Annotated in this window: 14 protein-coding genes and 1 tRNA gene; 12 read left to right on the plus strand and 3 right to left on the minus strand. The window is 74.6% G+C overall.

From position 1 onward, the window contains the following. Window positions 1–91 precede the first annotated feature (91 nt). The 11 genes from obgE to RDI86_RS06875 all read left to right on the plus strand — a co-directional run bounded on the left by obgE (window position 92) and on the right by RDI86_RS06875 (window position 9,086). Window positions 92–1,612 (plus strand): GTPase ObgE, encoded by a 1,521-nt coding sequence (gene obgE / locus RDI86_RS06825; RefSeq protein WP_308821003.1) that lies wholly within the window; start codon window positions 92–94, stop codon window positions 1,610–1,612. A gap of 194 nt (window positions 1,613–1,806) precedes the next feature. Then, on the plus strand, window positions 1,807–2,934 hold the full coding sequence (gene proB, locus RDI86_RS06830) for a glutamate 5-kinase (RefSeq protein ID WP_144722659.1): 1,128 nt from the start codon (window positions 1,807–1,809) through the stop codon (window positions 2,932–2,934). Window positions 2,935–2,987: 53 nt separating this feature from the next. After that, window positions 2,988–4,340: a glutamate-5-semialdehyde dehydrogenase gene (locus RDI86_RS06835; protein ID WP_163187104.1), complete on the plus strand. Its 1,353-nt coding sequence runs from the start codon at window positions 2,988–2,990 to the stop codon at window positions 4,338–4,340. A 190-nt stretch (window positions 4,341–4,530) separates the two neighbouring features. Next, window positions 4,531–4,686: a hypothetical protein gene (locus RDI86_RS06840; protein ID WP_021483496.1), complete on the plus strand. Its 156-nt coding sequence runs from the start codon at window positions 4,531–4,533 to the stop codon at window positions 4,684–4,686. Between the two features lie 43 nt (window positions 4,687–4,729). Then, window positions 4,730–5,335 (plus strand): nicotinate-nucleotide adenylyltransferase, encoded by a 606-nt coding sequence (gene nadD, locus RDI86_RS06845; protein ID WP_031316993.1) that lies wholly within the window; start codon window positions 4,730–4,732, stop codon window positions 5,333–5,335. After that, window positions 5,328–6,377 (plus strand): hypothetical protein, encoded by a 1,050-nt coding sequence (locus tag RDI86_RS06850; RefSeq protein ID WP_308821005.1) that lies wholly within the window; start codon window positions 5,328–5,330, stop codon window positions 6,375–6,377. Before nadD ends, RDI86_RS06850 begins: the two co-directional genes overlap by 8 nt. Before the next feature lie 25 nt (window positions 6,378–6,402). Continuing rightward, the gene (rsfS, locus tag RDI86_RS06855) at window positions 6,403–6,849 is read left to right on the plus strand and encodes a ribosome silencing factor (RefSeq protein WP_021482244.1); all 447 of its coding nucleotides are present in this window, start codon (window positions 6,403–6,405) and stop codon (window positions 6,847–6,849) included. Continuing rightward, the gene (locus RDI86_RS06860; protein ID WP_061266781.1) at window positions 6,846–7,526 is read left to right on the plus strand and encodes a histidine phosphatase family protein; all 681 of its coding nucleotides are present in this window, start codon (window positions 6,846–6,848) and stop codon (window positions 7,524–7,526) included. The genes rsfS and RDI86_RS06860 overlap by 4 nt, the downstream gene beginning before the upstream one ends. A gap of 68 nt (window positions 7,527–7,594) precedes the next feature. Beyond that, window positions 7,595–7,667, plus strand: a tRNA-Ala gene (locus RDI86_RS06865). 185 nt (window positions 7,668–7,852) lie between these two features. Next, window positions 7,853–8,308: a GNAT family N-acetyltransferase gene (locus RDI86_RS06870; RefSeq protein ID WP_308821007.1), complete on the plus strand. Its 456-nt coding sequence runs from the start codon at window positions 7,853–7,855 to the stop codon at window positions 8,306–8,308. 208 nt (window positions 8,309–8,516) lie between these two features. Next, window positions 8,517–9,086, plus strand: coding sequence for a dihydrofolate reductase family protein (locus RDI86_RS06875; RefSeq protein ID WP_308821008.1), 570 nt, complete (start codon window positions 8,517–8,519; stop codon window positions 9,084–9,086). Window positions 9,087–9,149: 63 nt separating this feature from the next. Here the strand turns inward: RDI86_RS06875 and RDI86_RS06880 are convergent, their stop codons facing one another. Next, window positions 9,150–10,118 carry an SH3 domain-containing protein gene (locus RDI86_RS06880; RefSeq protein ID WP_308821009.1) on the minus strand — a complete coding sequence of 323 codons (969 nt, stop codon included), beginning with the start codon at window positions 10,116–10,118 and terminating at the stop codon, window positions 9,150–9,152. Window positions 10,119–10,289: 171 nt separating this feature from the next. On the opposite strand from RDI86_RS06880, the gene RDI86_RS06885 reads away from it, so the two are divergent. Further along, window positions 10,290–11,135 carry an aldo/keto reductase gene (locus tag RDI86_RS06885; protein ID WP_308821010.1) on the plus strand — a complete coding sequence of 282 codons (846 nt, stop codon included), beginning with the start codon at window positions 10,290–10,292 and terminating at the stop codon, window positions 11,133–11,135. Window positions 11,136–11,231: 96 nt separating this feature from the next. Here the strand turns inward: RDI86_RS06885 and RDI86_RS06890 are convergent, their stop codons facing one another. Both RDI86_RS06890 and RDI86_RS06895 read right to left on the minus strand, forming a co-directional pair. Beyond that, the gene (locus RDI86_RS06890) at window positions 11,232–11,681 is read right to left on the minus strand and encodes a hypothetical protein (RefSeq protein WP_034651120.1); all 450 of its coding nucleotides are present in this window, start codon (window positions 11,679–11,681) and stop codon (window positions 11,232–11,234) included. Between the two features lie 91 nt (window positions 11,682–11,772). Further along, window positions 11,773–12,705, minus strand: coding sequence for an aldo/keto reductase (locus RDI86_RS06895; RefSeq protein ID WP_308821011.1), 933 nt, complete (start codon window positions 12,703–12,705; stop codon window positions 11,773–11,775). Window position 12,706 lies beyond the last annotated feature (1 nt).

A 12,706-nucleotide genomic window follows, 5' to 3' on the forward strand; every position in this document is an offset into this window, starting at 1 on the left:
CCCTCCTGCCGTTTCCGGCGCCCGTCCCCACGGGCCGCACCACCCGCCGCGACCGCGGCACCGCACGACCCACCTCTGAGAGGATCCCTCCATGGCCAGCTTCGTCGACCGTGTCGTCCTGCACGTCTCCGGCGGCGACGGGGGGAACGGGTGCGCCTCGGTCCGGCGCGAGAAGTTCAAGCCGCTCGCCGGCCCCGACGGCGGCAACGGCGGTGACGGCGGCACCGTCCGCCTCGTCGTCGACTCCCAGACCACGACGCTCCTCGAGTACCACCACTCGCCGCACCGCCACGCGACGTCGGGCACCCAGGGCATGGGCGACGACCGCGACGGCGCCAACGGCGAGGACCTCGTCCTGCGCGTCCCGGACGGCACGGTCGTCAAGTCGCCCGACGGCACGGTGCTCGCCGACCTCGTCGGCGAGGGCGCCGAGTACGTCGTGGCCGAGGGCGGCCGGGGCGGTCTCGGCAACGCGGCGCTCTCGTCCCCGCGCCGCAAGGCGCCGGGCTTCGCCCTGCTCGGCGAGCCGGGCGAGGAGCGGGACGTCGTCCTCGAGCTGAAGACCATCGCGGACGTCGCGCTCGTCGGGTACCCGAGCGCGGGCAAGTCGTCGCTCGTCGCCGCCATCTCCGCGGCGCGGCCCAAGATCGCCGACTACCCGTTCACGACGCTCGTGCCCAACCTGGGCGTCGTGCAGGCCGGGTCGGCGCGCTTCACCGTCGCGGACGTCCCTGGCCTCATCCCGGGCGCGAGCGAGGGCAAGGGCCTCGGCCTGGAGTTCCTGCGCCACATCGAGCGCACCGCGGTGATCGTGCACGTGCTCGACTGCGCGACGCTCGAGCCCGGCCGGGACCCGATCAGCGACCTCGACGTCATCGAGGCCGAGCTCGCGGCCTACGCGCAGGACCTCGAGATCGAGGGCGGGCGGGTGCCGCTCACCGAGCGTCCGCGCCTCGTCGTCCTCAACAAGATCGACGTCCCTGAGGCTCGCGACCTGGCCGAGCTCGTCAAGCCCGACCTCGAGGCTCGCGGCCTGCGGGTGTTCGAGATCTCGACCGCGAGCCACGAGGGCCTGCGCCCGCTGACGTACGCGCTCGCCGAGCTCGTGGAGAAGGCGCGCGCCGAGGCGCCCGCCCCCGAGCCGACGCGCGTCGTGCTGCGGCCGCGCGCGGTCGACGAGGTCGGGTTCACGGTCAAGCGCAAGGGCGGGGCGACCGACTACTGGTTCGAGGTGCGCGGCGCCAAGCCGGAGCGCTGGGTCCGCCAGACGGACTTCTCCAACGACGAGGCCGTGGGCTACCTCGCGGACCGCCTCGCGCGTCTGGGCGTCGAGGACAAGCTGTTCGAGGCGGGCGCCGTCGCGGGCGACGAGGTGCGCATCGGCACCGACGTCAACGCGGTCGTCTTCGACTGGGAGCCGACGCTCATGTCGGGCTCCGAGCTGCTCGGCGGCCCGCGCGGCTCCGACAACCGCCTCGACGAGAGCCTGCGCCCGACCCGCTCGGAGAAGCGGCGCGAGCACCACGAGCGCATGGACGCCAAGGCGGAGGCGCGGCGCGAGCTGTGGACCGAGCGCCAGGCCGGCACCTGGACGGACCCCGAGTCCGACTGACCTGGAGTCCGACCGACCCGGAGTCGTCCGCGCCGACGAGGGCCCGGTTCCCCGTGGGGGACCGGGCCCTCGGCCGTGCCCGGGTCGTCCTCGGCGCGGCCCGGGAGCGGGTCGGTCCCGGGCGCAGGCGTCCTGGTCCGTGAAATCGTGCGCGGCGGCGGCCCTCCGGCGGCGATGATGGGCGCGTGAACGCGCTGTCCTCCCGCTCCGAGATCGCCTCCGCCCGCCGCGTGGTCGTGAAGATCGGCTCGTCGTCGCTCACGGGCGCCGACGGCCACCTCGACCTCGCGGCCCTGCGGGCGCTCGTCGACGTCCTCGCGGCCCGACGCGCGGACGGCGGCCAGGTCGTGCTGGTCACGTCCGGCGCCATCGCCGCCGGGATCGGCCCCCTCGGCCTCGCGACCCGACCGCGCGACCTCGCGACGGCGCAGGCCGCGGCGTCGGTCGGGCAGGGCATGCTCGTCGCCCGGTACGCCGAGGCGTTCGCGGCGCACGGGCTGCGCGTCGGGCAGGTGCTCCTCACCGCGGAGGACACGGTGCGTCGCGGGCACTACCGCAACGCCCAGCGCTCGCTCGAGCGCCTGCTCGACCTCGGCGTCGTGCCCGTCGTCAACGAGAACGACGCCGTCGCGACCGACGAGATCCGCTTCGGCGACAACGACCGTCTCGCCGCGCTCGTCTCCCACCTCGTGCGGGCCGACGCCATGGTCCTGCTCACGGACGTCGACGGCCTGTACGACGGCCCGCCGTCGCGCCCGGGCACGCGGAGGATCGCCGAGGTGCGCTCGCCGGCCGACATCGAGGGCGTCGAGGTGACGGGACGGGGGAGCGCGGTCGGCACGGGCGGCATGCTCACCAAGCTCGAGTCGGTCTCCATCGCGACCGGCACGGGCATCCCCGTGGTGCTCACCAAGGCGCAGCACGCCGCCGCGGCGCTCGCCGGCGAGCCGGTCGGGACCTGGTTCGCCGCGACGGGCAGGCGGACGACGCGCCGTCGGCTCTGGCTCGCGCACGCCGCCCGCACGCGCGGCCGCCTCGTGCTCGACGACGGCGCGGTGCGGGCCGTGCAGGGCGGGCGCGCCTCGCTGCTGCCCGCCGGGGTCACCGCGGTCGAGGGCGAGTTCGACGCCGGCGACCCGGTCGAGCTCGTGGCGTCCGACGGGCGCGTGGTCGCCCGGGGTCTGGTCGCGTTCGAGTCACGCGACATCCCGGACCTCCTCGGCCGGTCGACCACGGAGCTGCGGGCCGAGCTCGGCGAGGGCTACGACCGCGAGGTCGTGCACCGCGACGACCTCGTCCTCGTGCGGCGGCGCGCGCGCTGACCGCGGGCCGGACGGCGCTCCCGGCGCGACGGCCGCCGACGTAGGCTCGGACCATGACCACCACCGAGGACGCGCCCGTCGTCGCGGGCGCCGCCGAGCCCGGGACCGCCGGTCCCGCCGCAGCCGCGACCGACGCTCCGACCGACGTCGCGGCGGCCGTCGAGAGCGTCGCGCGCCGCGCCAAGGTCGCGTCGCGCACCCTCGCGACCGCGACCCGCGCGACGAAGGACGCTGCGCTCCTCGCGCTCGCCGACGCGCTCGTCGCGGCGACCGACGAGATCGTGGCCGCGAACGCCGTCGACCTGGAGCGTGAGCGCGCGAACGGCATGAGCGAGGGGCTGCTCGACCGGCTCGCGCTCGACGCGCCGCGCGTCGCCGCGATCGCCGACGCGCTGCGCGCGCTCGCGGGCCTGCCCGACCCGGTGGGGGAGGTCGTGCGCGGCTCGACGCTGCCGAACGGCCTGCGCCTGCGCCAGCTGCGCGTGCCCATGGGCGTCGTCGGCATGATCTACGAGGCGCGCCCCAACGTGACGGTCGACGCCGCGGGCCTCGCGCTCAAGAGCGGCAACGCGGTGATCCTGCGCGGCGGGTCCGCGGCGGCGAGCTCCAACGAGGTGATCGTCGGCGTGCTGGCCCGTGCGCTCGAGGCGCAGGGGCTGCCCGGCGACCTCGTGCAGTCGATCGACCGGTACGGGCGCCCGGGCGCCGTCGCGCTCATGCACGCGCGGGGTCTCGTCGACGTGCTCGTCCCGCGCGGCGGGGCCGACCTCATCCGCACCGTCGTGCGCGAGTCGACCGTCCCCGTCATCGAGACCGGGGTCGGCAACGTCCACGTGTACGTCGACGCGAGCGCGGACCGGGCCATGGCGCTCGAGATCCTCCTCAACGCCAAGACGCAGCGCGTGGGCGTCTGCAACGCCGCGGAGACGCTCCTCGTCCACGCGGACGCCGCACCCGAGTTCCTCCCCGCCGCGCTCGCCGCGCTCACCGAGGCGGGCGTCGTCGTGCACGGCGACGACCGCACGGCCGGCCTCGCGCCCGCGGGCACCGACGTGCTCGCAGCGACGGACGAGGACTGGGCGACCGAGTACCTCGCGCCCGAGATCGCCGTGCGCGTCGTCGACGACCTCGACGCCGCCATCGAGCACGTGCGGACCTGGACGTCGGGCCACACCGAGGCCATCGTCACGCGCGACCTCGCGGCGTCCGAGCGCTTCGTCGCCGAGCTCGACTCGGCCGCCATCATGGTCAACGCCTCGACCCGCTTCACCGACGGCGGCCAGTTCGGCCTCGGGGCGGAGATCGGCATCTCGACCCAGAAGCTCCACGCGCGCGGCCCCATGGGCCTCGCGGAGCTCACGACGACGAAGTGGGTCGTGCACGGGGACGGCCACGTCCGCCCCTGACGCACGGCCCCCGGCGGGTACCTGATACCCGCCGGACGAGGTCCCCGGACGGTCGTGAGAGACTGGTCGGCGACCGGCGCCCGTCCGGTCCGCCGTCGGGCCGGTCCCGGCGGGCGTACCGTTCCATCGCACCACCCCGGCCCGCGGCACGTGCCCGTCCGGCCCGGGGACGACCTTCGAGGAGGACGTCGTGATCTCTGCCGTCGTGCTGGCCGCCGAGGAAGGCGCCGAGGCCGCGTCGCACCTGCCCATCCCGCCGCTCGCGTACGGGCTGCTCGGGTTCGGCGGGCTCGTGGCCCTGCTGCTCGTGACCTACGCGTTCCGCAGCGTCGGCACGCGGCACTGACCCGCCCCGGACGACGGAAGCGCCCGCGACCGATGACGCGTCGATGAGCCCGCGCCGGCCCCGCCTGGGGGTGATGGGTGGCACGTTCGACCCCATCCACCACGGCCACCTGGTCGCCGCGAGCGAGGCCGCGGCGCGGTTCGACCTCGACGAGGTCGTCTTCGTCCCCACGGGCAAGCCGTCGTTCAAGCAGCACCAGACCGTCAGCCCGGCCGAGCACCGCTACCTCATGACCGTCATCGCGACCGCGTCGAACCCGCGGTTCACGGTGAGCCGTGTGGACGTGGACCGGCCCGGGCTGACCTACACGGTCGACACGCTGCGCGACCTGCGGGCCGCGCGACCGGACGCCGAGCTGTTCTTCATCACGGGTGCGGACGCCGTCGAGCAGATCCTCACCTGGAAGGATGCCGACGAGCTCTGGAAGATGGCACACTTCGTGGCTGTCTCCCGCCCGGGTCACCAGCTGAGCGTCGAGGGCCTGCCTCCGGGCGTGGTCACGACGCTCGAGGTCCCCGCCCTCGCGATCTCGTCGACGGACTGCCGTCGGCGCGCGGAGGCCGGGCAGCCGGTGTGGTACCTGGTTCCGGACGGCGTGGTCCAGTACATCGCCAAGCACGGTTTGTATCGAGGTCAGCACGATGAGTGACAACGGCAGCAACATGCAGCCCGTCCGCCCGCTCACCCGGCGCGAGATGCGCGAGCGCGAGCAGGCGGCCGCCGCCGAGCGGTCCGCGCAGAGCGCTGCGCCCCCGCCTGCCCCGGCACCGGGTGCGGGCGGCTGGCAGCAGCCGGCGCGCCCGGCCGCGCCGTCCGGCCCGCCGCCGTCGCGCCGCACCCTGCGCGAGACGACCGGCCCGGCAGAGCACCCGGCACAGCCGTCGGTCGTGCGACCCCCGGCCGCCTCGGGCGGCATGCGCGGCCTGGACGAGACCGGGCGCCTCACGCCGGTCCAGGAGACGGCCGAGCGCGTCGCGATCCGCCCCCCGGCCCCGACGCCCGTCGTGCCCACGCGCACGTCCTCGCGTCCGCCCGCCGCGGCCCCGCGCCCCCCGGTGCCCGGCGCGTCCGGCCCCGTGCGCCCCGCGACGCCGTCGGCTCCGGTCGGCGGTCTCGCCGCCGGCTCGGGCCCCGCGCGTCCCGAGACGACGCAGCCGCCGCGCCTCTCGGCGTTCGCGGCCCCGCCCACCAGCACTGCCCCGCCCGGCACGCCCGCGCCGGCACCGGCGACCTCCCCCTGGGCGGGGACGCGCGCGCCCGCTCCCGAGCGCGCGCCCGCCCCGGCACCGCCCGCCGAGGCAGGCGGCGCGGCCCTGCCGTGGTCCGCGATCACGGCAGGCTCCGCGCCCGAGCCCGCGAGCGCGGACCGCGAGCAGTCCTCGCCCTTCGGCGGCGTGCGGGAGTCCGCACCTGCTCCAGCCGGCGGTTCGGACGAGCTCTTCCCCCGCGTGCGCGGTCGTGCCGCCGAGCCCGAGGAGTCGGACGACGACGACCTCGAGGACGAGCGGCGCGGCCCGTCGTACACGTGGCTGCACTACCTGATCCTCGTCGCCGTCGCGTTCGTCCTCGGCCTGCTCGTCTGGACGCTCGTGTCCCGCGACGACCCGGGCCTGGCCGTGGAGGACGCGAGCGCCTCGGCCGCCGCCGTGCGGACGTGGGACGACCCCGGCACCCTCGACACCGGCCGCTGAGCGGCCGCACCACGAACGGAGACACGTGACCGCCACCGACCGAGCCCTCGAGCTCGCCGTCATCGCCGCCCGGGCGGCGTCCGACCGCAAGGCCGAGGAGATCATCGCGCTCGACGTGAGCGAGCAGCTCGTCCTGACCGACGTGTTCCTCATCGCCTCGGGGTCGAGCGAGCGCCAGGTCTCGGCGATCGTCGACGCCGTCGAGGAGGCCATGCACAAGGCCGGGTCCAAGCCGATCCGCCGCGAGGGCAAGCAGGAGGCCCGCTGGGTCCTGCTCGACTTCGGGGACGTCGTCGTGCACGTGCAGCACGCCGAGGACCGCGTGTACTACGCGCTGGAGCGGCTGTGGAAGGACTGCCCGGTGGTCGAGCTGCCGGAGGACGCGCGCGGCGGCGACGGCACGGCCGACGACACCGACGACACCACGCGCGGCGACGGCGCCATCCGCCTCTCGGGGGAGCCCCTGGCGTGACCGCCGGCACGCTCGTCCTCCTGCGCCACGGTCGCACCGCGTACAACGCGTCGATGCGCCTGCAGGGGCAGGTCGACATCCCGCTCGACGCCGTCGGGCGGTGGCAGGCGGAGCAGGGCGCGAAGGCCCTCGCGAGCGCGCACCGCGCGACGCGCGTCGTCGCGTCCGACCTCGTGCGCGCCGCCGACACCGCGCGCGCGTACGCGGCGGCGATCGGCGCGGACGTCGCGTACGACCCCCGGCTGCGCGAGCGTGGCTTCGGGGAGTGGGAGGGCCTCACGGGCCCGGAGATCGCCGAGCGCTGGCCCGAGGAGTACGCGGCGTGGCGCCAGGGCGAGGAGCCCGTGCGCGCGGGCGCGGAGTCCAAGGCCGACGTCGCGGCGCGCCTCGTCGCGTCCGTGACCGAGCACGTGGAGTCCCTGGAGCGGGACGACACGCTCGTCGTCGTCTCGCACGGCGCCGCGATCACGCTCGCGGTCACCGCGCTGCTCGGCCTGGACCCGGAGGGCTGGCGCGGGATCTCCGGGCTGCACAACGTCCACTGGTCCCACCTGCACCGCTCGGCGCCCGCCGCGACGCCCGCGTGGCGCCTCGTGGCGCACAACGTCGGGGCCGGGTTCCCGCTCGACGAGTGGAACGCGGGACCGGATTGGAATCTGGAGCCAGTTTCTGCGTAGACTAGCGACGCTCCGCAGGACGGGAAACCGGCCGGAGGAGTGCATGACCTGGATCTTCACGGATCCACGGGGCTGTGGCGCAGCTGGTAGCGCACCTGCATGGCATGCAGGGGGTCAGGGGTTCGAGTCCCCTCAGCTCCACCGAAACACCAGGTCGTCGGCCATCTCGGAGTCCTTCTCGAAGGGCTTCCGAGGTGGCCTTTCGGCGTTCTGACGACGGCCAGAGCCGCGAGCGTTTCTCTGCACCTCCTTCACGCACGACCTCCGACGCCACGGCGCGGTGCCAGAGCGTTGCGGCACGCGTAAGACCTGGGAAGAATGCGGCGATGCGTGACACCCAGCGGTTGCTCGTCCGACCCGCCCAGCCGGGGGACGCCGATCAGGTCTGGCCGCTGGCTCGCGACTTCGCGACGTCGTTCGCCCCAGAACGCGCGGCGTTCGACCGGACGTGGCAGAGCCTCGCCGAGACGCCCGGCACGCTGGTCGTCGTCGCCGAGGCGGGTAGCAGGGTCGTGGGCTACCTCTTGGCCAACTGCCACCTGACCCTCCTGGCCAACGGTCCGGTCGCCTGGGTCGAGGAGGTGATGGTCCACGAGACTCACCGCCGGTCCGGTGTCGGCCGAGAGCTGATGGGCTGCGCCGAGGACTGGGCCCGGGAGCACGGTGCCGCCTACCTGGCACTCGCCAGTCGTCGTGCGGGGTCCTTCTACCGTGCGCTCGGCTACGAGGACTCGGCCGTCTTCTTCAGGAAGAACCTGGAGGAGGACCGCGGCGCCGGGTAGGGGCCGCTCGTCGGCCGATGGAGGGTAGCAGCGAGGCGTGGCCCGGACGCCGTCGGCCGACCGGTCGGGATCGTCCTGGCGCGGACTCCGTGATCGACGATGCTCGTGCGCCGGGGCGCAGGTCTTGGCGCGGCCTGCCGCGCCTGCCACGCTGGTGCGGTGCGACGGCGCTCCGCCCGTTGCGCGGGTACCCGGGGGAGGGCACGCGATGAGGCCACTGCGCTACGCGATCAACGTCACGCTCGACGGCTGCTGCCACCACGAGGCGGGACTGCCGCCCGACGAGGAGTCGATGCGGTTCTGGACCGAGGAGACGGAGCGCGCGGACGCGCTGCTGTTCGGGCGGGTCACCTACCAGATGATGGAGGCGGCGTGGCGCCGTCCGGCGTCGGGTGCGTGGCCGGACTGGATGGGGGAGCGGGACGTCCCGTTCGCCGAGGCGATCGACGGGGCGAGGAAGCACGTGGTGTCGAGCACGCTGCGCGAGGTCGACTGGAACGCGGAGCTCGTCGAGGGCGACCTGGGGGACGCGGTGCGGCGGCTCAAGGAGCAGCCGGGCGGGCCGCTGTTCGTCGGCGGCGTGACGCTGCCGCTCGCGCTCGCGGACCTCGGGCTGATCGACGAGTACGCGTTCCTCGTGCAGCCGGTCCTGGCTGGGCACGGGCCGACGCTGCTGTCGGGGTTGCGCGAGCGCATCACGCTCGAGCTGGTGGACCGGCAGGAACTGCGCTCGGGCGCCGTCGCGGTGCGGTGCCGGCCCGTGACGGCCGTGCCGTGAGCCGGGACGACGACGCCCGGCGCAGCAGGTGCCGGCCGGGCGTGCGTGCGTGGGGGAGCGGGACTACGACGTGCTGACGTGCACGTGGTCGTAGTGGTTCGCGGTCGCGCCGCCGCGGTCCTCCATGCCGGACCACGCGCTCGCCGGGTCGCCGGCCATCCAGATCTTCTGCTGGTAGATGAGGTACGTGATGCCGAGCGAGCCCGCGTTGGCCTGCAGGTAGCGCGCGATGTCCCAGCCGGTCTCGCCGCTGATCATGATGTCGACGGCGCGGCCCGTGCCGTGGTCGCCGTCGTCGCCGGGGCGGATGCCGCCGAAGGTGGTGACCTGGGGGAAGTTGGCGCACACGGAGCGGTAGACGGCGCGCGCGTTGGTGCGCAGCGACGACTCGATCCCGGTGCTGACCGAGCACGCGGCGTCCGAGACGCCGCCGACGCTCGACCCCCCGGCCGCGGCGGCGGCGACCTGGGGCGCCTCGGGCTGCGACTGCGCGAGGAAGCTCGACTTGATCCACGCGGCCGCGCCGTCCCAGACGATCTGGCTCCAGTCGCCCTCGGTGACGCCCGTGACGTCGACGGCGGCGCCGAACTCGGTGGTCGCGACGCGCTCGGCGTCCGGGGACGGCGCGGAGCGCACGTTGACGGCCTCGGTGGTCCAGAGCTGGCCGGTGACGGGCGGCAGGGGCGGGGGCGTCGGAGCGGCCTGGGCGGCCGGCACGACGGCGATCTCCGCCGCGGTCTCGACGACCGGGGGCTCCTGCGGCGCCGTGGGCGGCGCGACGCGCTCGGACGAGCGGCTGGCGGCTCCCGTGCCGCGCTCCACGCTCGCGCCGGCGGTGGGCTCGACGCTCAGCGGAGCGAGGTCGGGGTTGCCCTCCGCAGGCTGGGGGCCCGCGCCCACGGCACCCGCGCCGAGCAGCGTGACGAGCGCCAGCGCGGGGAGCTTGAGCGACCGGACCGGCAGCGTCGGCAGGGCCGGGAGCCGGAAGGAGCGCGCGGTGGCGGGGGCTGCGCTGTGGCGGCCTCGGGACATGGTGCGCTCCGGTTCTTCGTGGGTAGGACGCGCCAATGTAACCAAACCGTGATCTGAGAAGTCCAGTCGGACATTCCGCGCAGCGCTCCCGTTCGACTCATGAGCGGCAGCGCTGAGTCGTATGCGCCGCAGTCGTTGGACGGGTGGAAGGCGGGTTCCTACGCTGGAAGCATGACCGTTCCCTCTGTACCGACCGTGACGCTCAACTCCGGTCACACCATCCCGCAGCTCGGCTTCGGCGTCTTCCTCGTGCCGCCGGACGAGGCCGAGAAGGCCGTGAGCGAGGCCCTCGAGGTCGGCTACCGCCACATCGACACCGCGGCGATCTATCGCAACGAGGAGGGCGTCGGCGCCGCCATCGCGAAGAGCGGCATCCCCCGCGACGAGCTCTTCGTCACCACGAAGCTCTGGAACGACCGCCAGTCGGGCGAGCAGCCGCACGACGCGATCCGCGAGAGCCTCGACAAGCTCGGCCTCGACCACGTCGACCTGTACCTCACGCACTGGCCCGCGCCCGAGCAGGACCAGTACACGAACGCGTGGGCGAAGCTCGTCGAGATCCGCGACGCGGGCCTCGCGCGCTCGATCGGCGTCTCCAACCACCTGCCCGAGCACCTCGACCGGATCGTCGCGGACACGGGCGTCGTGCCCGCCGTCGACCAGATCGAGCTGCACCCGGCCTACCAGCAGCGCGACGTGCTCGCCTGGGCCGACGCGAACGGCACGAAGATCGAGGCCTGGGGTCCGCTCGGCCAGGGCAAGTACCCGCTCTTCGAGAAGCAGGCCGTCGTCGACGCCGCGGCCGCCCACGGCGTGACGCCCGCCCAGGCGGTGCTGCGCTGGCACCTGCAGCGCGGCTTCATCGTCTTCCCGAAGTCGTCGCGCAAGGAGCGCATGGTGGAGAACTTCGACCTCTTCGGGTTCGAGCTCACCGCCGACGAGGTCGCCGCGATCGACGTCCTCGACACGGGTGACGGCTCGGGCCGCGTGAGCGCCCACCCGTCCGAGGTCAACTGACCCGGTCGCCCGCGGCCTCGCGCGAGGCAGCACGCACGACGAGGGGCGCCGTCCGACCGGACGGCGCCCCTCGTCGTGCGCTGGTGGAGACGCGGCTCAGCCGCACTCGTCGCAGATGCCCGTCGCGGGCAGGACCGTGAAGCACGTGGGGCACACGGCCGGGGGCTTCTCGGGCTCCGCGGAGCGGGCCGTCGTGCGGCGCGGTGTGCGCGTCGCGGGCGCGGCCTTCGCCGTGGCCCGACGCGCGGGTGCGGGCGCCGCCGCGGGGGCGGCACCGGGCACGTCGAACCCGCGCTTGCGGAGCAGGTCCGCGACGCCGACGGGGCTGCTGCGGAACTCCTCGGCGGTCGCGACGCGGCCGGTCGCGTACCGGTGCGCGACGCCGAGGATCGCCTGCGCGTCGTAGACGCGGTCCTCGTGGACGAGCGGGGTGCCGGGGGACGCGGTGAACCCGTAGACCCCGAGGAACGCGTCCCGGCCCCGGTCGTCCCAGTCCGCGAGGGCCTGGAGGATGTGCTGCCGGGTCACTGCCGAGAAGGTTGCCACGGCACGAGCCTAGACCGCCCCGCGGGACCCCTCGGACGGCGAGCGCGTGACCTTCCGCACGCGCTCGCGCCGGGCCCTCGGCGCCCGGGGATCAGGGCACGGTGTACCCCGCGGCGCGGAGCATCTCGTACCACTCCGCACGGGTGAGCGGGACCTCTGAACCGAGCGCGGCGCCGGCGACCCGGTCGGGGCTCGTCGTGCCGAGCACGACCTGCATGCGCGCCGGGTGGCGCGTGATCCACGCGGTCGCGATCGCGATGGGCGGCACGTCGTACCGGGCGGCGAGGCGGTCGATCACCGCGTTGAGCTCGGGGTACTTCTCGGATCCCAGGAACACGCCCGTGAAGAACCCCGCCTGGAACGGGGACCAGGCTTGGATCGTGATGTCGTGGAGACGGCAGTAGTCGAGGATGCCGTCGTCGCGACTGATCGACTGGTCGAGGGCCTGCATGTTCGCGGCGACGCCCTGCGCGACGAGCGGGGCGTGCGTGACGGAGAGCTGGAGCTGGTTCGCGACGATCGGCTGCTCGACGTAACGGCGCAGCAGCTCGATCTGGCCCGGTGTGTGGTTCGAGACCCCGAACGCCCGCACCTTGCCCGCGGCGTGCAGGTCGGAGAACGCGCGCGCGACCTCCTCGGGCTCGACGAGGGCGTCGGGGCGGTGCAGCAGCAGGATGTCGAGGTAGTCGGTGCGCAGGGCCTCGAGCGAGCCCTCGACGGACGCGACGAGGTGCTCGTACGAGAAGTCGAAGTACGGGCCCTCGGGCACGATGCCGGCCTTGGACTGGATGACCCACTCCGCACGCTCGGCGGGGGAGAGGTCGAGCGCCTCGGCGAAGCGACGCTCGCAGCCGTGGAGCTCGGAGCCGTACACGTCGGCGTGGTCGAGGAACGTGATGCCGGCGTCCCGTGCGGTGCGCACGAGGGTGCGGACCTCGTCGTCGGTCTTGTCCTGGATGCGCATGAGGCCGAGCACGACGTTCGGGACGACGATGTCGGTGCCGGTCAGGGTGAAGGTCTTCATC

The sequence above is a fragment of the Cellulosimicrobium sp. XJ-DQ-B-000 genome (assembly GCF_031119065.1).
GTDB lineage: Bacteria > Actinomycetota > Actinomycetes > Actinomycetales > Cellulomonadaceae > Cellulosimicrobium > Cellulosimicrobium funkei.